The organism is Nonomuraea sp. NPDC049028 (assembly GCF_043197735.1).
Lineage (GTDB): Bacteria > Actinomycetota > Actinomycetes > Streptosporangiales > Streptosporangiaceae > Nonomuraea.
In genome coordinates, this window is record NZ_JBICTR010000030.1 from 1 (window position 1) to 20,071 (window position 20,071).

Consider the following 20,071-nt stretch of genomic DNA (forward strand, 5'->3'; position numbering starts at 1 on the left):
ACACCGTTGCAGAGCAGACCCCAACCCTGCTCTGGGTGGTAGGCCACCAGACGCGCCGCGTCATGATCGATGGCGTCTGCGGATGGACAGGGTGGTTGATGCTGGCACATGGTCTTGTTTCCTTGGATCCTTGCTGGAATATCTGATCCTGCCGCTAGAGCACGCTGCGGTCAGGATGATCGTCATCTGGCGGTGCCTCCTGAGCGGTGAGGTTGGAAGTGGTGGCCGGGTGAGATGGCGACGATGGTGTTGAGGAAGCCGTGCGGGGTCGGCTCGCACCAGGACGGCCCTGAGCTGGTTGATGGCCTGGGTGCGGGCCTTGATCGCCGTGTCTTTGGCGACTTTGAGCATGCGGATCATCTCCACGCCGATTTGTCTGTGTCATCCTGCTGAGTTGAGGCATGGAAGCCGCAGCATGAGTTGAGCGCCTCCCCTATCAGATGCGCGGGCGGTCAGGGTGCCGTGGTGAGCGCGTGCGATGCCCTGGGCGATCGCCAGTCCGAGCCCGGCTCCGCCGAGCTCGCGGCCGCGAGCGCTATCGGTGCGAGAGAAGTGGTCGAAGACCCTGTCACGCTCCTCAGCGGGTATGCCCGGCCCGTCGTCGTCAACGGTGACGACGACCTCGCCCTTCTCACCGCTGACCGTCACCCATACTGCCGTTCTTCCGTGTCGCTGCGCGTTGTCCAGCAGATTGCCGAGCAGGCGGGCAAGGCCGCCTATCGTGCCACCCACGATCAGGCCCTGCTCCAGGTTCAGGTGAATGGGCAGGCCATCGGTTCGCTTGCCGACCTCGTCCACGATGAAGCCGGCCATGTCGATGAACACAGGCGCGTCGCCGACGCCGGCGTCCAGCCTGGCGAGTGTGAGCAGGTCGCTGACGATGTCCTGGATTCGGTCCACCTCCCGCAGGGTGTGGTGGATGAGCTCGCACAGATCAATCTGGCCGGGATACATCCGCGCCTCTTCCAGGCGCAGCCGAAGCCCTGCCAGAGGGGTGCGCAGTTCGTGCGAGGCATCGGTGACGAATTGCCGCTGCTGGGCCTGCACGCACTCCACCATGTAACTCACGAGGTTGACTGTCTCGCAGTTATCGCAAGCTGTAGCCATAGGATCCTCCTCAGAGCACGGCTTTCAGCAGCTACGGCGGATTCGTCTCCGAGACCAGTGGAAATACCTGTCTCCCGGGGCGAGTTCCCCCCGTTGCCCGGACACCTGACCTGGCCTGCCGGCGACCGAATCGCTGAAGTCAGCCGACACTCGCCGGGCGTCGTCGAGATCGGCAAGGTCGCGCCGAACCCATGACCGGGCGACCACCGCGAGTTCAGGGTCCATGGTCACCCTCCGTCATGTTCATGGTCGGGCGCCCAGAAGGCGCCTTCCCGCCACCGCGCGTCACTGCGCCTGCGCACCCGCCTTCAGTCACCGCGTCATACCGCAGCGTCATGGGTGCGCTACCTGTGAGCGTAAGCACATCGGTCGGTGCGAATGAATGTCCTAAAACGTTTTGTAATACATTCGTTACCTAAGTACCGCTGGTGGTGCAGATCCCCTGTGCCGCATGAGCAAGCGAAACACATAGCCGCAGGCAGATCACGATTGTCGGCACTGGTGCAGGCAAGGTAACGCTTGACTCAGGAGACAGATTCGTCGCTCCGACATGGAGATAAACGATTCAGCTAGAGACCCTCGGAGATCCAGCCTCCTGGGTATCCGGGACGCCCGTGGTGTCCTTCCCGAGGATCCCCGAGCCCTCGCCTACGACGGCGCGGACCGTCGAGTGACCACGCCTCCGAAGTGACGCGTGAGACCGTGCCTCGCGTGTGCATGGACTTAGGAGTTCCCTGAAGGTCTTGGCAGGGCGGTCGGTATGCGGTCGCCTGTTCGCGGGCTATTGGGGTGGTGGCGGTGAGGGTCCAGGTGTTGTTGAGGTGGGTGAGGGCGAGGTTGACCAGGCGGCGAACGCGGGCGACCAGAACGCTCACCACCGTTCGGAGCGTTCGGCTGAGCATGCGCAACTCATGCTCAGTCCTTAGGAACGGTTCATGGCGGGCGCTAATGAGGAACAGGCGCGGAACCTGAGCTGTTCCTGCCTGTCACGCCGACGCGCGTACGACCACGAGAACCACCGCCAACGCCAGCACCAGGACGTCGATGGCTATCATCGGCGCCGAGTCAGACACCCGGATCCGGCTGACGATTGCACCCACCATCAGCATGACCAGCCCGATCGACGCGGCCGCGCCGAGCAACGGCACCATGAGCCCGGCGAGCAGCCCCACTCCCCCCGCTGCCTCGCACACGCCGATCAATCGCCACAACCTCGGCTGGAATCCTAGATGATCGCGAATTGCCAGCGATTGCGGCAGACTCAGAACTTTAATCCCGCCGGTCCCCATGAACAGGAGGCCGAGAAGGATCGACAAGAGGACAACGGTGGTGCTCATCGGTGGCTACTCCAAAGATCCATACAGCAACCTGCTGCCGCATGGCCTGTGCTATTGCGGCATCCAGATCAGGGTGAGTATGTCAGTCGTGCCCGTTGCGTCCCTGATGGGATGGGAAGAAAAGGGGAAACGGTGGGGGAGTCACCCCAATGTTGCAAAGCCTCAAGCGGCACCATCCCGTCCCTCGCATCTCGGTCATCGGGGAGCCCTCTGTTTCAAGAAGGAGGGGGCGTTCACCCCGAAGTGTGGACACCGGCTGTCATGCGGCGAGCAGCACTCTATCGATGGTCTGCTGCTCGTAGTCGATCGGGCTGAGGTAGTCGAGGGTGGAGTGGCGCCTTCGGGTGTTGTAGCGGGTGATTCACTTGAAGACCGCCAGGCGGGCCTCGCGCGGCGAGGGCCAGCCCTTGGTGCCCTGCAGGGTCTCGCGTTTGAGGGTGGCATTGAACGCCTCCGCGGCGCTGTTGTCGGCGCTGGTGCCGACGGCGCCCATGGACTGGCGCACCCGCCCTCCGACACTTGGCGGATGTCTGGGGACGCGTTCGGAAGCGGAGGGCCGAGACAGCCGATCCCCGACCGTCACCGTTCACCCAAAAACTACGCACAGTTACTTTTCACTTGGTCGCACCGACCCGAGTGGAGGGCCTTTAGCGGTGGTACAGCGGTCGTGGAGGGGACAGGTGGCGCACAGGCCGGTAAGTTTCGCGAGGTCGACATCCACCCCAACCTCCGCCACGAGATGCAGCTCTGGCTCGACGAACGCCCCAACTGGCCCCATGCCATCGACAACCGGGCGCTGTTCTTCAACGCTAAAGGGGGACGGCTGACCGCCCGGGCCGTCGGCGGCATCATCTCTACGATCGCCCAAACTGCCGGCCTCGACGATCTCACCACCGCGCATGCCTTGCGCCACACCCTCGCCACCACCCTGGTCCGCGGTAAAAGCGACCTCGCCGTGGTCACCGAGATCCTCGTCACACCCGAGGGCAAGACCGGCCTGGTTCGGTGGGCTGGTCACCGACGCGCTCACCCTGCGAGACCAGTTGAGGGACCAGAACCTGGACGAGCGCGCCGCTGCTGCGGTCGGTCTGCTGGCACTGGTCGCCGGTCAAGACGTTAAACCCGCCGACGCTCCGATGGCATCGACGGACGGTGGCAGATCGCCCGCCGCACCGCACCGGACAGGATCCTCCGGGGGGTTTCTAGCTGAATCGTTTCTCTCCCTGTCGGAGCAATGCCTCGTCTTGGTCGGTCAAGCGTCGCCTTGGTGGCCAAGTGCCGACATACGAGCACTGCCTGAGCCTATGCGTTGAGCTCGCTCGTCCGGCACAGGGACCTGTGCAGCCAATGACGTTCATGTAACAGAAATATTACAAAACGTTTTAGACTATTCGGTCGCGCCGACTGAGGTGATTACGGTTCACCAAGTAGCGCACGCATGACGCCGCGGTATCACGCGGTGACTGAAGGCGGCTGCGCAGGCGCAGTGACGCGCGGTGGCGGGAAGGCGCCTTCTGGGCGCCCGACCATGAACATGACGGAGGATAACCATGGACCCTGAACTCGCGGTGGCCGCCCGGTCATGGGTTCGGCGCGACCTTGCCGATCTCGACGACGCCCGGCGAGTGTCGGCTGACTTCAGCGATTCGGTCGCCGGCAGGGATTTCGGTCGTCGAGTGAAGACCACGGAGATCCTGATCGCGGGCCCGGGATCCGACCTGGTGCTGCGTGTGTACACGCCGCACGAGGCGGTCAGGCCCCTGCCGGGGCTGCTGTTCGTGCATGGCGGCGCGTTTGTGATGGGCGACCTCGAATCGGAGCACTACCGGTGCCTGATTCTCGCTGAAGAGGCACAAGTGGTCGTCGTCTCCGTCGACTACCGCCTCGCCCCAGAGCATCCGTTCCCCGCCGGCTTTGACGACGTGTACGCGGCGCTGTGCTGGGTGGCGGCGCATGCCCAGAGCTTGGATATCGACCCGTCACGGATCGGGATCGGTGGAAGCAGTGCCGGTGCCGCGCTGTCGGCTGCGGTCGCCCTGGCCGCCCGCGATCGCGGCGGGCCGACATTGAAGTTCCAATTGTTGATCTACCCCGTCACCGACGATCGCATGGTGACCGCGTCGATGGCGCGCTTCACGCATACGCCAGGGTGGGACTCACGGAACTCGGTCACCATGTGGCAGATGTATCTCGGCGACCATTCCGATGACGTCTCGCCGTATGCCGCGCCGGCACGCGCGGCCTCGTTGAAGCACCTGCCACCAGCCTATATATTCGCCGCCGACAACGACCCGATGCGGGATGAGGCAATCGAGTTCGCGCGTCGATTGATAGACGCCGATGTTCCGACGGAACTACACTACGTTCCGGGAACGTTCCATGCCTTCGAACTTGAGGTCCCCGAGGCAGAGGTGTCCCGCCGTGCCTACGCCGAGCAGGCGAGGGCAACCAGTACGTGGCTGCGGGCATGAGCACCGTGCACGCCACAGCCGAGGAGCAGGCTCGGACCGTGCGCGTACGCCGGCTCCCGCAGGTGCCTGTCGAGGTGGGCCTCGGTGCTCTGCTCACAGTAATCGTGGTCATGTTCACAGCACTCAATTCGTCTTTCTGGTCGGCGTCGATTCTCCAGGCCGTGTTGCGTGCGGCGGCGGTGGCTGGGCTGGTGGTGGTGGGGGAGACGCTCCTGCTCATCCTTAAGCAGATCGACCTCTCCGTCGGATCGGTGGTGTCGCTGTCGGCCATCGTGGGCTGCCAGCTGGTCACCCACTACCACCTGCCGTGGCAGCTTGCCGTGCTCGGTGCGCTCGGTGTTGGTATGGCCGTGGGAGCGGTGAACGCACTGCTGGTGGTATGGGCGCGGCTGCCCGCGTTGATCGTGACGCTGGGGACGCTGTACGCGACAGGCGGTCTTTCGCTGGTTATCAGCGGGGGACTTCAGATCAGCGGACTTCCCGAGGGCCTTGTCGGGCTGGGCCAATCGCGGTTGCTTGGGCTGCCGTTCGCCGTCTATCTGCTGCTCGCCGTCGTCGCCGTGGCTCACGGAGTCATGAACCTGACGGTGTTCGGCAAGAGCGCTTATGCGATCGGGGGTAACGAGCGGGCCGCAGTACGTGCAGGTGTACCCGTGAGGCGCTACGTGACCTGCGCATTCATCGCCTCGGGAGGCTTGGCTGGGCTGGCCGGGATCCTGCTGGCCGGCCGGGTCGGCGTCGCCGACCCCACCCAGGGGCAGGGCCTGGAACTGACCGTGATCACCGCAGCCGTAGTGGGAGGGATCTCCCTGTTCGGCGGTGCCGGCACCATGCTCGGAGCTTTTCTCGGAGCCGTGTTCATCCAGGTGGTCACGATCGGACTCGTGCTGGTGGGCCTGGACTCGACTCTGCAGCCGGTCGCCAGCGGCGCGCTGCTGATCGTCGCGGTGGCAGTCGACACGTTGCGACGGCGAGCCAGACGTGCCTGAGGTGACCAGGATGCCGTCCCCCGACCGGCCTCGGCTCGTCCGAACAAGTAGAAGTCACAGATCACGGCAACCGCATCCACTACAAGGAAGTCAGGAACAGGACATGATCGGTATCTCTGGGAAACGTCAGCGACGTGTCCTGGCGGCCGCGGCCATCGCGGTGCTCGCGCTGAGCGCCTGCGGCGCGGAGCCGGCGACGACCACGGGTGGCTCGACCGTTGGCCCTTCCGCCTCCAACGTCGACTACTTCAACTTGCCCACGAGCACCGGAGCATCATGTTCTATGCGAGGCAAGAAAATGATCTTCGTTTCTGTGCTTCGCGAGAATCCGGTCCTGCAAATCATGGCGCAGGGGGCGATCGACGGGGCCAAAAAAGCGGGCTTCGCCTCCGAGCAGTGGGTGGCGTCTCAGGGATTCGACGAGCCGGGGACCGTCACGTTGGCCACCCAGAGCATGGCACAGGGCGTCGACGGGATTGTCGTGTTGGCGTCCAGCCCGACGTTCTACCCGATGATCGCCCGGGCCAAGGCGATGGGGATCCCGGTAATCCAGACGCATTCGCCGATCGCCAAAGGCGAGGCGCCGGGTCTGCTGGGGCAGTTCTACCCGGATCCGACCTCCTACGGCAAGGCGGCCGCGGAGGCTATCGGCGCGCGCCTGAAGAAGGCCGGAAAGACCGGCAGCATCGCCATCATGCAGACCAGTTTCATCCCGAATGAGAACGCCGCGGCGAAGGCGTTCACCGAGACGATGAAGGCCGAATATCCCCAGCAGCAGGTGCTTGCCCCGGTAGCCGAAGGTGGCGACTCGAGCAAGGCGATCGCGACCGAGACGTCCCTCGTCCAAGCCCACCAGGACCTGGTCGCGGCATTCGACACCAGCGGCAACGGACCGGTCAACTGGGCGACTACGCAGAAGGACACCGGCCGCCAGTTGGTGGTCATCTCGATGGATTACGCGAAGGCGAACCTCGAGCTGGTCAAGAGCGGCTCGATATTCGGTATCGTCGCCCAGCCGCTGTACCAGGAGCACTATCTGGCGGCTTTCGCGCTGGCGAAGGCCATCTGCCGTGATCCGGTCGCCTACGACAATCCCTTGTCGGCTCCGATCGTGGAGCGGACACGGCTGGCGCCGTACTACGAGTTGCTGTCCAAGGTCAACATCCATTAGGCCAATGATGACTTCGCACCCGCTCATACCGCCGCATATTCCGAGCGCCCCACCCGCCGCCGGCTTCCAGCCGGAGCCGGCACAGCCGACCGCGCCCGTGCTGGAAGCGCGTCACGTCAGCAAATCGTTCGGGGAGATCGTCGTGCTCCACGACGTCTCACTCAGCCTCGACAGCGGACGTGTCCTCGGCCTGGTCGGGCAGAACGGCGCAGGCAAATCAACACTGATGAAGATCCTGAACGGCCAGTACCCGTATGGCAGCTACCAGGGCAGCGTGGTGATCGCCGGCCAGGAAGTGCGTCTGCGATCACCACGCGACGCCACGCGAGCCGGAATCGGCATTGTCCCGCAAGAGACCAGCGTTATCGACACCCTCAGCGTCGGTGAGAACATCCACCTCGGCCAGTACGGTGCCCGTCGCCTTCTCACCGTCGCCCAGTTGCAACGCCGAGCACAGGTATTCCTCGACGGCATCCAGCTTCCCCTCGATGCCCGCCTACCGGTCGCGTCGCTGACCACCAGCGAAAAGCAACTCGTCATGATCGCCCGCACTGTCTACGCGAGACCGCGGGTGCTGATCCTGGACGAACCGACAACAGCGCTCACGGACACCGAAGCCGGGCGCCTGTTCGACGTGGTCCGGTCCCTGTCCGGCCAAGGGGTCAGTTCCATCCTGATCAGCCACCGACTCAATGAGGTGTTCGATCTCGCCGACGACATCGCGGTGCTGCGCGATGGCCGACTCGTCGACGAGCTACCGCGAAGCAGCTTCGATCGAGGCCGAATAGTCACCGCGATCGCCGGACGACGGCTCGACGAGCCGTTCCCCAGCCGACCGACACATGTCCCAACCGCAGCCGGGCTGGCCGTGCGTGACCTCACTGTGCCCGATCCGCGCCGACCAGACCGGCTGGCGGTGAACTCCGTGTCCTTCAGTGCCGCCGCAGGCGAGATCATCGGTATCGGTGGCCCAATGGGCTCTGGACGATCTGAACTGCTCGAGGCCATCTACGGACTGCTGCCCGCCCGGTCCGGGCACATCGACGTGCACGGCCGCGCGTTCACCCCACAGAACCCGAAGGCGTCGATCTCCCACGGCATCGCCTTCGTCCCCGAAGACCGCAAGAGCGACGGGCTGTTCCTCAACGGTAGCGTCGAGGACAACCTCACGCTGGCCATCCTGCGCACACTGAGCAGCCGCCTACTCCTTCGTCCGGCTGCACGCCACGACACCGCAGCACGCCTGATCGACCAGTTTAAAGTCAAGACTGACCAGGGCACCGCACCCATCACCTCCCTCAGCGGCGGCAATCAGCAAAAAGTACTGATCGCTCGCGCGCTCGCGGCCCGACCATCTGTGCTGCTGCTGGACGAGCCGAGCAAAGGCGTCGACGTCGGCGCGCGCGCCGAGATCTACCGGCTGATACGACAGGCGGCCTCCGACGGCGTGGCCATCGTCGTGGTCTCCTCCGAGGTTCCGGAACTGCTGGGACTCTGCGACCGCGTCATCGTGCTGTCCAAGGGCAGCGTGGTGAGCGAACTCGATGCCCGCACGACGACCCCGGAAGATCTCACCCTCGCGGCCATGTCGGGCACTCTCAACGCACGCACCACCCCGGAGACACCTCAATGATCGCCGCAGCGTCACTACGCACCGCTCTGCTCGACACCCGGACACGGCTGAACCACGTCCGGACCCCGGAGATCGAGTTGGCCCTCGCGATCCTCGTGTCGATTCTGGTCATCGGCGGACTGGAGAATTCCTTCTTCCGCTACGCCAGCCTGACGAACCTCGCCGTCGGCGCGGCCTTCATCGGGATCATCGCGCTCGGCGAATCCATCCTGCTCCTGGCCGGTGAGTTCGACCTGTCCGTCGGCGCGGTCGCCGGCCTGGCATCGGTCGTCGGCGCGAAATCCATGATCGCCACTGGAGGGAACATCCCGATCGGCGTCCTGGCCGCTGTCGGTACCGGCCTCCTCGTCGGCGCGATCAACGCCGCCTGCGTGGTCCTGCTCAGACTTCCGTCATTCATCACCACCATCGGCATGCAATTCATCGCCTCAGGACTGGCAACGTTCATCACACACGGAAACCCCGTATACCCACTGCCCGCAGCACTCACTCAGTTCGGCCTGGCCACCCCGCTGAACCTGTCATGGATGTTCTTCATCTTCCTCGGGCTAGGAGTGCTGATCGACCTCGGCGTACGATTCACGACCAATGGACGCCGGCTGATGGCCAGCGGCGGTGACCCCGCGGTAGCCGCGATCACCGGAATCCGCACCGGCCGCGTCAAAGCAGCGGCCTTCCTCATATGCTCAGGAATCGCAGCGCTCGCGGGTCTGCTGCAGATGGCCAGCCAGGGCGTCGCCCAGCCCACCACCGGCAACGGCGCCGAACTATCGGCGATCGCGGCGGCCGTCATCGGCGGCACGAGCATTTTCGGCGGTAGCGGATCACCACTCGGCGCGATGCTCGGCGTCCTTTTCCTGACCATCATCACGGTCGGCGTCGTCGTGGTCGGATTCGGAGCGAACTGGCAATCTCTCGCGATCGGCATCATCCTCGTGATCGCCATCGGGGCAGACGTCGCCCGACGCCGCGCCTCGACCCGACGAACCTAGCGATCACCACCGAAGACCCCCTACCTGACAAGGACAACATGTCGCAGAATCCACCCTCATATGACCGGGAAGCCTCGTGATTCCCGAGGAACCGTTTCCAGCTTGGCTCGTTGAGCACGGCGCAGACGGCACCCGCCAGACACTGATCAGCATGTCCCCCGGAGAACTGCCCGACGGCGCCGTGACGATCAGGGTCACCTGGTCGGCAGTCAACTATAAGGACGCCCTGGCGACGGTGGCCAACAGCAACATCACCAACCTTCGAAGGCTCGTACCGGGCATCGACCTAGCCGGCACTGTGGTCGCCTCCGACGACGACAAGTTCAGCATCGGCGACGAAGTACTCGTGACCGGCTTCGGACTAGGCGTATCCCAACACGGCGGGTGGGCGCGATACGCACGCGTACCCGCCGATTGGGTCCTGCCGCTACCAGATGGTCTTTCGACGCGGCAAGCGATGATCCTCGGCACCGCCGGACTAACCGCCGGACTGTCGATACACGCGCTCGAGCGCCACGGCCTGACGCCGAACTCCGGCCCTGTCCTGGTACTGGGAGCCACCGGAGGCGTCGGATCCATAGCGATCGGTGCGCTCGCCGCAGCCGGATATCACGTCTCAGCGGTCACCGGTAAGGCAGACCAAGCCAAATATCTCGCAGCTCTCGGAGCCAGCGAGATAATCGATCGCGAAATCTTGGTGCAAGCAGCAGATCGGCCACTGGGCAAAACACGCTGGGCGGCGTGCGTCGACCCCATCGGCGGTCCCGGAACCGGCTACGCTCTGCGGTCCCTACTCTACGGCGGAGCGGTGGCTCTCAGCGGCCTCACCGCCGGAACCTCGCTGCACAGCACCGTCATGCCCTTCATCCTGCGCGGCGTGAGCCTGATCGGCATCGACTCCGTCCAAGCGGGTCTCGACCTACGTCGCCAGATCTGGTCACGACTGGCAACCGACCTGCGCCCCGTCGGACTGGATGAGTGCATCGCTCACGAGATTCCTCTCACCCACGTCGGACAGGCCGCCGGCACGCTCCTGGAAGGTGGAGCCCTCGGCAGATTCCTCGTCGACCTGGTGGGTGCCCACTAACAGCGAGGGGGCCTCAAGAGGAGGCAGGTCTCGGCGTGCGCCTCTCATCATTCACATCCCGCATCCGAAACGTTTTTGCTACTGGTTTGGGCAAGGATAAGCCTCCATTCGGCAGATCTGAGATCCCATCTAGGCCCAATGCGATACGATTTGGGTAGCCAGAGGCAGCCGTATGCCCCAGGCTAGGTGAAGGGATCAAGTGCACCGTGGCACAAGGGCACTCAGACAGACGTCGGTCCGGCAGTGGACGGCAGATGGTCACCTTGAGTGACGTCGCGGCTCTTGCAGGCGTGTCGGTCTCGACGGCTTCGCAAGCGTTGAACGGCAATGCGGTCAAGGCCGAGACCCGCCAGCTCGTCCAGGAAGCGGCGGCCAAGCTGCGTTACGTGCCGCGTGGCGATGCCCGCGCGCTACGAACGGGACAGGCCACTTCGATCGCGCTATGGATCATCAACCGACCAGGAACGATCGTTTATACCGAAGCGTCGTTCTTCTATCCGCTTATCCGTGGCGTATTGGCCGGCGCTCAGGAGAACGAACACCGGATGACGCTGCACGTCACCGACCAGCCCCTTGACCGGGTCGGCAGGCAGCTGTTGGAAGAGTCGGCTCGCGGATCGTACGCTGCGTTCGTCATCGTGCCGCAGTGGGCCAACGACGGCAGCTACCTCTACGAGCTCCGGCGAACCGGAGTTCCCGTCGTGATGGTCAACGACGACGTCGCTGCCAGCGACGCCAGCGTTTCGATCAACAACGACACCGGCATCGAGGCGGCACTGGCCCATCTGGTCGAGCAGGGACACCGCGCGATCGCATACCTCGCAGGGCCCAAAGGCCATCTCGATGCTGACCGGCGTCTGCAAGCGTTCTATCGTGCCTCAGCCGAGCTGGGTATCCACGTGCGGTCCGCCTATGTACAACGGGGCGACTTCACCGTCGCAGACGGGATACAGGGTCTGGCGACGCTGCTCGACCGCTGCGCCGACTCGAAGATCACCTTCCCTACCGCCCTGATGACCGCCAACGACTACGTTGCGGCGGGCGCCCTCCAAGAGGCAGACAGGCGCGGCATCGCCGTACCGCGGGACCTGTCAGTCATCGGCTTTGACGACACCGAGATCGCATATGCGACCACGCCACCGTTGACCACCATCCGACAACCCATGTTCGAGGTGGGCCGGGCGGCCGCATATGCGGCAACCGGACTCGCGCAGAGCCTGCCAGTAGCAGATGCGGTTCAACTCGAACCGACACTCATTCTACGAGGATCTGTGGCCACCCCTCCCCAAGGTAACCGTTGAAGTCACGGTTCCCATCGGATCGGCGTCGCGTACGGGCGGCAGTGGCCCTTCCTCAGCTTAGTGATGGCGAGCGTCTGCGGGAAAAGCCAGGGCTTACGATCATCCTTGTCGGCAAGATACATCTCGCTGACCTGCTTGGCGAGCTGAAAGGCGATCTCCTGCTCTCGCTTGCGCAAGGCCGCCCAGCCGGACCTACCATGTCGGCACCATTCGAACTGCGTCAGGACAGGGCCCAGGCCGTTGAGCACAGCCCAGCCGAGGGGATAAGGATCACGACCGCGTAAAGCAGATGCCGCCTGCGCTTGCGACCTGCAGCGCTCAGCCGCCCCCATCGTGACCAAAGCACGACCGCCGCCACGCACACGGCGAGTGGCCGTTCCATCCGATAGCCGCGACACCAGAAGGTGCACCCATACCCGTCGAGATCATGAGTTAGCCACTCAGATCCTGGCAGGCTAGGTGCACCTTTCTTGATCTTCAGCAAGCTCAGCCGACAACCGTTGAATCAGCAGGGGTGAGGCTACCGAGTCTTGGCTCGACGCCGACCCGCCGGTCAGTCGAGGGCGTCTGGCTTGTCATCGGTCCACTCTGTGGTGGTATAGGCCTGGTACTGGAGAACCGTCCCGGCCTTCGCCCAGGGGCGGTTCGCTGGCGGGTTGACGGCGATGGTCTCGTTCGCCAGCAGCATGCCGGTCTTCTGGTCGATCACCAGGCGCTGCTCGAACTCCCCCAGCTCTTCCGACTCTCCGAGCTGGCCGATGCCCGTTCCTGTGCGGCCGAGCGGGTCGGTGACGTTCTCAGTGAGCCGAATGCCGGGGGTATCGGCCAGCACCCGGTAGGCCGCCGCCCGTACCTGAGGCGGTACGGGTGCCTCGGCGAGCAGAAAGGCCCCTATGTGTGAGGCGTTCGGCCGCTTGGCGCGGGCCAGGAGGGCGTCGAGCTGCTCCGGGTCCGTGGGGAGGTCCGCCAGTTCCTTCGGCGTCATCACGCGGTCGCCGACTTTGTAGCGCGGCTTACTGGGCTTGTCATACTGCAGGGCGCCCTCCTTCGTGCTGAGCTCCCGGGTGACGTCGTTGGACTTGACCTGCCACGTCGCAGGCTTGCCGGCGCGCTTCCAGGCCGCCTGGTCTTCGTCGCGCAGGGGCTTGGCGCCCAGATCCTTGCTGCCGACGAGCAGGACGTCGGCTGAGCTCCAGTGGTCGAACTCGTCACGCTGCTCGACCAGATAGCCGTCGGACGTCTGGTATGTGATGCCCCAAACGTCTTTGACATGCCAGTATGTCCCCTCGGGAGCCTTCGCCGCCCGCGTCGCCGCGGCGAGCAGCACACTGCGCGAGTCCAGCGTGACCTTGGCATGCGCCGGCGTCCGCGAGCCTTCGACCGGCGAGTTCCCACCGGGCCGCGGCGACTCGTCGGAGAGCCCCGAAACTCCCGGAACCACGATCACGGTCGCTGCGGCGGCCCCCGCCAACGCGACAGCGACCAGGGGGACGGGCCGGAGCAGCGAGGACCGCAGGCTGCGCCCTCGGGCCGCGGAGTGCCGCCTGGCGACCGGCTCGGCACCGGGCCGCCAGCCGATCCTCCGGGCGAGCTCGTCCGCGTTTCTCTCGCGAATCTGGGCACGCATCTGGCTCAGCTCACGCAGTTCAGTCATCCGTCTGTCCTCCCAGGGAAGTACGGACCCGGTTGCGGGCCCGGTTGAGCCGTGAGCGCACCGTGCCCACGGGAATGCCCAGCACTTCGGCGACCTCCATGTAGCTGAGTTCGCCCCACGCAATCAGCAGCAGGGCGTCGCGATCACCTTTCGACAGCCGGGCCAGCGCCTTGGCCAGCAGCGGGCTCGCCGCTTCCGCGGTGACCTTGCCGGCTACCTGGTCGGCATGGCCCTCCAGCACAGGATCGACCCCGGTCCGGGCGAGCGCGCGGTAGAAACGTGTCTCGGAGCGATGGTGCCGCAGGATGAGGTTGGCGGCGATCCGCCAGAGCCAGGGCCGGGCGTCACCGCGGTTGAGGTCGTAGCGGTGACGGTCACGGAAGGCGATGTGGAACGTGTCGGCCACGATGTCGTCGGCCAGGCTCTCGCCCAGGCGACGGGCCGCGTACCGGTGGAGCTGCGGGGCGTGCCGCTGGAAGATTCCGGCGAACTGCAGGGGATCGTCCAGCGAGCGGGCGACGATGGCCGCATCGTCGATCTCGCCGTTGTATATCTCATTGGGTGCGATCATGGCATCCCATCGTTTGTATCCGCCTCTCTGGATGTCGGGCTCTAAAGGTGATAGCCCGAAGGCGCTTGGCGGGTTCACGGTGTTTCGGGAAGTCCACCGGTTCAGGCGGCACAAGTAAGGGCACACGGGCATGCTGACCAGGCCGCTTGGGCTTTGGGGAGCGAGCGCGGTGACCACGAGATAGGCGTGGGCCAGCATGGCCAAAGTGACGTGCTGGTGCCAGGCGTCGTAGGGGCAGACCTAGATGTCACGCAGCGGGTCGGCGCCGCAAGCTGGGCTCCCCTTGAGCGATGGGTGCAACGCGGCTGGCTTTTATCTCGATTTGTGCGTTCTTTGTATGCCGGTCTCGCAATCTTGATCCGCAGCGAGCGCTTCGAAAGATCCCAGGGACAACAGCGACAACTGCATGGCCAGGATCAAGAACGACTCGCTCGGCAAGGCCACCGCCACCACCACCGCCTACCTGGAGGTCGTGGGCAAGGCCCCAGCCGCCGACACCGGCAACTTCGGGAGCTACGCCGGGGCCGATGCGCGCTTCGGTCGCCGGCACGTGCCTCATGTGGGGCGGCAAGGCCGGATCCAGCACATTCAATGGCCCATTCAAACACTGTAGGAGCTGAACCCCTTTTAACCTGCGCATTCTTCTGACCGGCGCCGCCGTCGTCCCCCTGTCGCTTGTCGCTTGTCGCTTGTCGCTGGTCGGGCGGTTGGAGACCGCCCGCAGGCCGACAGTCGACGTCCGCTGCGCCGGCGTCGGCGATTCGCCTGTAGTGGATCAGGCGACTCTTGGTATGCAGGTGTTGGGGCGGGTTCGGTTTCAGAGGGGATTCCGAGCCCGTGAATGCGCGGGCGTTGGGCCACCGACGGAACCGCCGAACGCCCGCGTCCCTCCGCCGCGCGACCACGGTCATGGTGCGCCATCAGCGGTTTCTCGCTGTTAGTAATCGGACGAATGCAGATATGAAAGCGGCGGGGCGGGTTCGGATTCAGGGGGGGAGCCGAACCCGTGACAAGGGCGGGCGCCCGACCACGGAGCAGACGTCGGGGCGTCCGCGCTCCCGCCTCCTGCGATCACCCGGCAACTCGGCAGTCCGGCCGATATGCCGACAATCAGCGGTTTTGGGCCCCGGCCACCACATGATCGACGCGAATCCGGGCATGGGTTCACGCGCGGTGATTCCGGGGGAGGACCGCAGCCAGCGTCAGGACGGACTGACAATCGAGATGTGGCACTCCGAGGTGCGCCCGGTGATCGGCCTGCATCCGATGAGGCTGGGCATCGCCTGCGGCCTCGGCCAATTGCCAGCCGTTCTTACGCTCCACCGGCGCCAGCAGCCCGACCAGATACGCCCGTGCCTGCCGAGGCGGCTCTACCCGACCGAAACGACTGGCGACCCGCGCGAACACTTCATCCAGCCCGGCCGCCCACGACTGGAGATCATCAGACGTCACCACACCCGACACGAACCCGACTATAGATCACAAAACATGACTGTAGTACTAAATGAGTCAGGCCTCTGCGCCACCTCGGGAAGCTGGTGACACGAGTTCGTGTACGACGGCGAGGAAGTTGGCCGTGACCGGCCTCATGTGGGCGCGATCCCACACGGCGCCCACCTGCCATCTCGCGGGAGGCAATGCGATGGGCACTATGGTGACGGCGGGGGACGCGATCTTGGCGGCGCTGGCCGGCACGATGGCGATGCCGACGCCCGAGGCCACCAGGGCCACGACTGTCTGAAGATCGTGAGCTTCCTGAAGGATGTGCGGCCTCAGGTCGTAGGCCTTGAGGAAGCCGTCGAGCTGGGCCGCCAGTCCTGGGCCCTTCGCCGCCGCGAGCCGGATGAGCGGGTGGTCGTCCAGCCATGACACGACGCTCTCATCGCCTGGAGGCGCGGGTCCTTCGTCGCAGGACACGGCGACGGCGAGCGTGTCCGTGCGCAGGGCGATGGCCCCCAGGTCGTCCACAGGCAGCCTGACAAAACCGACATGCAGCCTGCCCGCCCGTATGAGGTCCAGCTGGGTGGCGGTGGACATGTCGTCGAGGGTGATTTCGACGTGCGGGTAGCGGCGGCGGAACGCCGCCACGGCGCGCGGGGCCAGGTCGATGGTGGACATTCCGAAGCCGACGCTCAACAAGCCCGATTCGCCGAGTGCCGTCTGGCGGGCCCGGCGGGCCAGGAGGTCCGCGCGGCGCACGAGGTCCTGGGCATCGGGGAGAAACAGCTGGCCGAGGGGAGTCAGGGTGGCCCCGTGCCGTCCCCGGTCGAACAGCGGGCCGCCTACCTCGGCCTCCAGAGCCTGGATCTGCTTGGTCAGAGCAGGCTGCGTGACAGCGAGCGCCTGCGCCGCCCGGCCGAACGCACCCACCCTGGCCGTCTCAATGAACGCACGCAGCAGACGGATTTCCATTCCTGCAGTCTATGGAACCCGTCGAAAGTTTCATTGGACCGGCCCCCCTCGTATCGGGTGTGATGGAGCCCATCGATTCCAGTTCAGGGAGAAACCATTGTCACCGTCGACCGGCGATAAAAAGCAGGAGAGTGTCCTGCGGTGCGCTTCGGTGCAGTTCGAGGCAAGGCCGGACGCCAAAGAATATAATTTGGCGAGAATAGCGCACTTCGTGCGCGAGGCCGCCGCGGACTCCGTACAGGTCATCGCCTTTCCGGAGATGTGCCTGCTCGGCTACTGGCATCTCCGCAATCATTCGGCCGAGAAACTGCATGAGCTCGCGGAGCCGATTTCCGGGCCATCGACGACCGCGGTACGTCGCCTCGCGATGGAGAACGGCCTGGCCGTCGGGGTGGGATTCCTGGAGGTGGACGAGAACGGCCGCCTGTTCAACTCGTACGCGGTATGCCTTCCGGACGGACGCGTGCACCGCCATCGCAAGCTGCACGCGTTCGAGCACGAGGCCATATCCAGCGGCGCGGAGTACACCGTCTTCGACACTCCCTGGGGTGTTCGCCTCGGGGTTCTCATCTGCTGGGACAACAATCTCGTGGAAAACGTGCGCGCCACCGCTCTCATGGGCGCCTCCGTTCTTCTGGCTCCTCATCAAACGGGCGGAACGGCATCACGCAGCCCGCATTCGATGAAACCGATCCCGTTGGCGCATTGGCAGGCCAGATATCGGGATCGGGAAACGATCGAAGAGCAGTTCCGCGGGCCCAGCGGACGTGAATGGCTGCTGCGCTGGTTGCCGGCGCGTGCCCACGACAACGGGCTCGGCGTCGTCTTCAGCAACGGCGTCGGGCGAGACGACGACGAGGTGCGTACCGGGAACGCCATGATTCTCGACCCCTATGGCCGGATCCTGGTCGAGACGACCTCCCCTGAGGACACCATGGTGGTCGCCGATCTCGACCTGAATCTCCTGCCGATGTCCACCGGGCGGCGCTGGATGATGGGGCGCAGGCCCGAGCTGTACGGCATTCTCACCGAGCGTTTCGGCGACGAACGCGACCCGCGCGCCGCGCGTTTCTCCGACGAGCCCGCGCGGATCGACGTCTCACATCCTCACGACATGCAGCAAGAAAGTCACCCATGATGAAAACACATCCGATCACGGCTGTTGCGGCGGGTCTGGCGATCCTCGCGGGACTCGCCGGATGCGGCAAGGGCAGCTCGTCAGCCGGCGGAGAAGACACCGGCAAGGAGATCAGGTTCGTCGCCGCCAAGTACGACGACGACACCCAGCCATACTGGGAGAGCCTGATCAAGCAATTCGAAGCGAAGAACCCCGGCTACAAGGTCAGGCTTGAGATCATCGATTGGGAACAGATGGATGCCAAGGTGAAAACCTACATCCAAACCCGTCAGCAGCCCGACATCCTCAACTACAACGCTTATTCCGACTTCGCGCGCGACGGCCTGATCTACAAGGCGTCCGATGTCGTCTCGCCGCAGGTCATGAATGACTTCCTGCCCAAGTTCGCCGACGGGGCCAAGTACCGTGGACAGCAATACGGACTACCCTTCCTCGCCAGCGCACGGCTGTTCTTCTACAACCGGGACATCTTCCGCAAGGCCGGGATCGCCGAACCGCCGAAGACCTGGGATGAGGTGAAGCTCGCCGCTCAGAAGATCAAGTCCGCGGTGCACGGGGTGAGCCCGCTCGGGTTGCCGCTCGGTGTCGAAGAGGCACAGGCCGAGTTCTTCATCTGGTCGATGAACAATGGCGGTGGCTGGGTGGACTCCTCCGGCAAGTGGGCGATCAACCAGCAGGCCAACGTCGACACGCTCCGGTTCCTGCGGGAGCTGACAAAAGCCGAACTGACCCAGCCGAACCCGGAGACCACCAACCGCAAGGACGTGTTCAACCAGTTCTCGCAGGGCAAGATCGGCATGCTGAACGGCGCCGTCTTTCAGCGCAAGGGCTTCATCGACACGGTGGACAAGAACCTGCCGTACGGTGTGGCGCCCCTGCCCGGCGCAACCGGCGCGACCTCCCAGACGCTCAGCGTCCAGGACTTCCTGGTGGCCTTCAAGAACGGCGACGGTAAGAACAAGGACGCCGTTTCGAGGTTTCTCAATTTCTTCTACCAGAAGGACAATGTCGCCGGGTTCCTCAAGACCGAAGGCTTTCTGCCGGTCACCAGGTCGGCCGGCGACGCGTTGAGTTCCGACCCGTACTACAAGCCCTTCGTCGAGTCGTTGGCGAACCCGCGGTTCGCACCGACCGACGATCCGGCCTGGAGCGCGGTCGCGGGCGCCGCCAAACAGCAGATAGGAACCGCCGTGGCCGACGCCGACCCCAAAACCGTCCTGGACAAGCTCCAGGACGTCGCCGCGAAGAACGACTGACATGCACGACGCGCGAACCACGCCGCTTGGAACAGCATCGAGCGGCGTGGTACCACGATCCAATTTGTGGCGCACCGCAGGCCGGGTACTGACGCCGCTGGCGTGGGTCGGCCCGGCCGTGGCCCTGATTCTCGGCGTCGTCCTGTGGCCTGCCGTCGAGATGGTGCGGACATCCCTGACGAAAGTCAGTTCCTCAGGTCTGTCCACCGGGTTCACCGGTTTTCGCAACTACGCCGAGCTGTTCGGCGAAGACGACCTCGTGCTGGTGCTGTGGCGCACGGCGCTGTGGGTGGTCGGCGTCGTGGCCGTCACCATAGTGGTCTCTCTGGCATTGGCACAGGTCCTGAATGCCCGCTTCCCTGGACGCCGGTTGGTGCGGTGGGCGGTGATCGTGCCATGGGCGGCCTCAGTCCTCATGACCGCCCTGCTCTGGAAATGGATGCTCGACGACTTCTACGGCGTGGTGAACAAGCTCCTCATGGACATAGGAGTGATCGACACGCCCGTGAACTGGCTCGCCCACCCGGAGGTGGCGTTCGCCTGCATGATGGCGGTTTCGGTCTTCGTCTCACTGCCGTTTACCTCCTTCGTCATCCTCGCCGGCCTGCAGACCATCCCTGGCGAGGTGTATGAGGCGGCACGCGTCGACGGCGCGGGGCAACTTCGCACATATTTCCAGATCACCTTCCCCCTTCTGCGGCCGGTGTTGTTCGTCGCATCGGTCATCAACATCATCAATGTCTTCAATTCCTTTCCGATCATCTGGGCGATGACCCAGGGCGGGCCGGGACACGCCACCGACACCACGACGACCTACATGTACAAGATCGCTTTTCTGAACCAGGACGTCGGCGAGTCCGCCGCCCTGGCCGTGGTCAACTTTGCACTGATTCTCACCCTCGCGCTGCTCTACTCATGGGGTGCGCGTCGGCAGGGGAGGGCGCAGGCATGA

19 protein-coding genes and 2 pseudogenes are annotated in these 20,071 nt (G+C 64.7%); 12 read left to right on the forward strand and 9 right to left on the reverse strand.

The features are described from left to right. The 4 genes and pseudogenes from ACGFJ2_RS58400 to ACGFJ2_RS58415 all read right to left on the reverse strand — a co-directional run. The coding region (locus tag ACGFJ2_RS58400) for a DUF5999 family protein (RefSeq protein ID WP_393483896.1) at positions 1-110 on the reverse strand (110 nt) is incomplete at its 3' end. A 271-nt stretch (positions 111-381) separates the two neighbouring features. After that, positions 382-1,047, reverse strand: a complete 666-nt coding sequence (locus tag ACGFJ2_RS58405; protein WP_357961551.1) for a HAMP domain-containing sensor histidine kinase — start codon at positions 1,045-1,047, stop codon at positions 382-384. A 1,046-nt stretch (positions 1,048-2,093) separates the two neighbouring features. Beyond that, entirely contained in the window at positions 2,094-2,444 is a 351-nt protein-coding gene (locus ACGFJ2_RS58410) for a DoxX family protein (RefSeq protein WP_357961548.1), read from the reverse strand. A gap of 259 nt (positions 2,445-2,703) precedes the next feature. Continuing rightward, a pseudogene (locus tag ACGFJ2_RS58415) lies at positions 2,704-2,949 on the reverse strand (integrase core domain-containing protein); the annotation flags it as partial. Between the two features lie 234 nt (positions 2,950-3,183). On the opposite strand from ACGFJ2_RS58415, the gene ACGFJ2_RS58420 reads away from it, so the two are divergent. The 8 genes from ACGFJ2_RS58420 to ACGFJ2_RS58455 all read left to right on the forward strand — a co-directional run bounded on the left by ACGFJ2_RS58420 (position 3,184) and on the right by ACGFJ2_RS58455 (position 12,088). Then, positions 3,184-3,564, forward strand: a complete 381-nt coding sequence (locus ACGFJ2_RS58420; RefSeq protein ID WP_393484013.1) for a tyrosine-type recombinase/integrase — start codon at positions 3,184-3,186, stop codon at positions 3,562-3,564. A gap of 430 nt (positions 3,565-3,994) precedes the next feature. Beyond that, positions 3,995-4,915, forward strand: coding sequence for an alpha/beta hydrolase (locus ACGFJ2_RS58425; RefSeq protein ID WP_357961545.1), 921 nt, complete (start codon positions 3,995-3,997; stop codon positions 4,913-4,915). Continuing rightward, a complete protein-coding gene (locus ACGFJ2_RS58430; RefSeq protein ID WP_393483950.1) occupies positions 4,912-5,904 on the forward strand; it encodes an ABC transporter permease in 993 nt (330 codons plus the stop codon). The genes ACGFJ2_RS58425 and ACGFJ2_RS58430 overlap by 4 nt, the downstream gene beginning before the upstream one ends. Positions 5,905-6,007: 103 nt before the next feature. Further along, positions 6,008-7,075, forward strand: coding sequence for a sugar ABC transporter substrate-binding protein (locus tag ACGFJ2_RS58435; RefSeq protein WP_393483953.1), 1,068 nt, complete (start codon positions 6,008-6,010; stop codon positions 7,073-7,075). Positions 7,076-7,079: 4 nt separating this feature from the next. Then, a complete protein-coding gene (locus ACGFJ2_RS58440; protein ID WP_393483956.1) occupies positions 7,080-8,708 on the forward strand; it encodes a sugar ABC transporter ATP-binding protein in 1,629 nt (542 codons plus the stop codon). Continuing rightward, on the forward strand, positions 8,705-9,700 hold the full coding sequence (locus ACGFJ2_RS58445; protein ID WP_393483959.1) for an ABC transporter permease: 996 nt from the start codon (positions 8,705-8,707) through the stop codon (positions 9,698-9,700). Before ACGFJ2_RS58440 ends, ACGFJ2_RS58445 begins: the two co-directional genes overlap by 4 nt. Before the next feature lie 76 nt (positions 9,701-9,776). Beyond that, positions 9,777-10,787 (forward strand): acryloyl-CoA reductase, encoded by a 1,011-nt coding sequence (locus ACGFJ2_RS58450; protein ID WP_393483962.1) that lies wholly within the window; start codon positions 9,777-9,779, stop codon positions 10,785-10,787. A 254-nt stretch (positions 10,788-11,041) separates the two neighbouring features. Beyond that, positions 11,042-12,088 carry a LacI family DNA-binding transcriptional regulator gene (locus ACGFJ2_RS58455; RefSeq protein ID WP_357961528.1) on the forward strand — a complete coding sequence of 349 codons (1,047 nt, stop codon included), beginning with the start codon at positions 11,042-11,044 and terminating at the stop codon, positions 12,086-12,088. Positions 12,089-12,090: 2 nt separating this feature from the next. Here the strand turns inward: ACGFJ2_RS58455 and ACGFJ2_RS58460 are convergent, their stop codons facing one another. The 3 genes from ACGFJ2_RS58460 to ACGFJ2_RS58470 all read right to left on the reverse strand — a co-directional run bounded on the left by ACGFJ2_RS58460 (position 12,091) and on the right by ACGFJ2_RS58470 (position 14,313). Next, entirely contained in the window at positions 12,091-12,336 is a 246-nt protein-coding gene (locus tag ACGFJ2_RS58460; protein WP_357961525.1) for a hypothetical protein, read from the reverse strand. A gap of 305 nt (positions 12,337-12,641) precedes the next feature. Continuing rightward, positions 12,642-13,742: a CU044_5270 family protein gene (locus tag ACGFJ2_RS58465; RefSeq protein ID WP_393483965.1), complete on the reverse strand. Its 1,101-nt coding sequence runs from the start codon at positions 13,740-13,742 to the stop codon at positions 12,642-12,644. Next, entirely contained in the window at positions 13,735-14,313 is a 579-nt protein-coding gene (locus tag ACGFJ2_RS58470; protein ID WP_393483968.1) for an RNA polymerase sigma factor, read from the reverse strand. Before ACGFJ2_RS58470 ends, ACGFJ2_RS58465 begins: the two co-directional genes overlap by 8 nt. Positions 14,314-14,719: 406 nt before the next feature. Between ACGFJ2_RS58470 and ACGFJ2_RS58475 the strand changes: the two genes are divergently transcribed. After that, on the forward strand, positions 14,720-14,926 hold the full coding sequence (locus ACGFJ2_RS58475) for a hypothetical protein (RefSeq protein WP_393483971.1): 207 nt from the start codon (positions 14,720-14,722) through the stop codon (positions 14,924-14,926). A gap of 644 nt (positions 14,927-15,570) precedes the next feature. Here ACGFJ2_RS58475 and ACGFJ2_RS58480 read toward each other — a convergent pair. Together ACGFJ2_RS58480 and ACGFJ2_RS58485 are read right to left on the reverse strand one after the other, a co-directional pair. Further along, positions 15,571-15,720: pseudogene (locus ACGFJ2_RS58480) on the reverse strand (IS701 family transposase); the annotation flags it as partial. 102 nt (positions 15,721-15,822) lie between these two features. Continuing rightward, positions 15,823-16,725: a LysR substrate-binding domain-containing protein gene (locus ACGFJ2_RS58485; RefSeq protein WP_357961514.1), complete on the reverse strand. Its 903-nt coding sequence runs from the start codon at positions 16,723-16,725 to the stop codon at positions 15,823-15,825. A 97-nt stretch (positions 16,726-16,822) separates the two neighbouring features. Here ACGFJ2_RS58485 and ACGFJ2_RS58490 point away from each other — a divergent pair, with 97 nt between their 5' ends. Genes ACGFJ2_RS58490 through ACGFJ2_RS58500 form a run of 3 tightly spaced genes read left to right on the forward strand, consistent with a single transcriptional unit; the run spans position 16,823 to position 20,071 of the window. Beyond that, a complete protein-coding gene (locus ACGFJ2_RS58490) occupies positions 16,823-17,863 on the forward strand; it encodes a nitrilase family protein (RefSeq protein ID WP_393483974.1) in 1,041 nt (346 codons plus the stop codon). Further along, positions 17,860-19,119 carry an extracellular solute-binding protein gene (locus tag ACGFJ2_RS58495; RefSeq protein ID WP_393483978.1) on the forward strand — a complete coding sequence of 420 codons (1,260 nt, stop codon included), beginning with the start codon at positions 17,860-17,862 and terminating at the stop codon, positions 19,117-19,119. Before ACGFJ2_RS58490 ends, ACGFJ2_RS58495 begins: the two co-directional genes overlap by 4 nt. 1 nt (position 19,120) lies before the next feature. Continuing rightward, on the forward strand, positions 19,121-20,071 hold the full coding sequence (locus ACGFJ2_RS58500) for a sugar ABC transporter permease (RefSeq protein WP_358205221.1): 951 nt from the start codon (positions 19,121-19,123) through the stop codon (positions 20,069-20,071).

Bases quoted from the DNA above. Each gene is read 5' to 3' on its own strand.
- ACGFJ2_RS58445 (WP_393483959.1), top strand. From the start codon at position 8,705: ATGATCGCCGCAGCGTCACTACGCACCGCTCTGCTCGACACCCGGACA.
- ACGFJ2_RS58420 (WP_393484013.1), top strand. From the start codon at position 3,184: ATGCAGCTCTGGCTCGACGAACGCCCCAACTGGCCCCATGCCATCGAC.
- ACGFJ2_RS58425 (WP_357961545.1), top strand. From the start codon at position 3,995: ATGGACCCTGAACTCGCGGTGGCCGCCCGGTCATGGGTTCGGCGCGAC.
- ACGFJ2_RS58470 (WP_393483968.1), bottom strand. From the start codon at position 14,313: ATGATCGCACCCAATGAGATATACAACGGCGAGATCGACGATGCGGCC.
- ACGFJ2_RS58500 (WP_358205221.1), top strand. From the start codon at position 19,121: ATGCACGACGCGCGAACCACGCCGCTTGGAACAGCATCGAGCGGCGTG.
- ACGFJ2_RS58465 (WP_393483965.1), bottom strand. From the start codon at position 13,742: ATGACTGAACTGCGTGAGCTGAGCCAGATGCGTGCCCAGATTCGCGAG.
- ACGFJ2_RS58435 (WP_393483953.1), top strand. From the start codon at position 6,008: ATGATCGGTATCTCTGGGAAACGTCAGCGACGTGTCCTGGCGGCCGCG.
- ACGFJ2_RS58495 (WP_393483978.1), top strand. From the start codon at position 17,860: ATGATGAAAACACATCCGATCACGGCTGTTGCGGCGGGTCTGGCGATC.
- ACGFJ2_RS58430 (WP_393483950.1), top strand. From the start codon at position 4,912: ATGAGCACCGTGCACGCCACAGCCGAGGAGCAGGCTCGGACCGTGCGC.
- ACGFJ2_RS58455 (WP_357961528.1), top strand. From the start codon at position 11,042: ATGGTCACCTTGAGTGACGTCGCGGCTCTTGCAGGCGTGTCGGTCTCG.
- ACGFJ2_RS58410 (WP_357961548.1), bottom strand. From the start codon at position 2,444: ATGAGCACCACCGTTGTCCTCTTGTCGATCCTTCTCGGCCTCCTGTTC.
- ACGFJ2_RS58475 (WP_393483971.1), top strand. From the start codon at position 14,720: ATGGCCAGGATCAAGAACGACTCGCTCGGCAAGGCCACCGCCACCACC.
- ACGFJ2_RS58440 (WP_393483956.1), top strand. From the start codon at position 7,080: ATGATGACTTCGCACCCGCTCATACCGCCGCATATTCCGAGCGCCCCA.
- ACGFJ2_RS58485 (WP_357961514.1), bottom strand. From the start codon at position 16,725: ATGGAAATCCGTCTGCTGCGTGCGTTCATTGAGACGGCCAGGGTGGGT.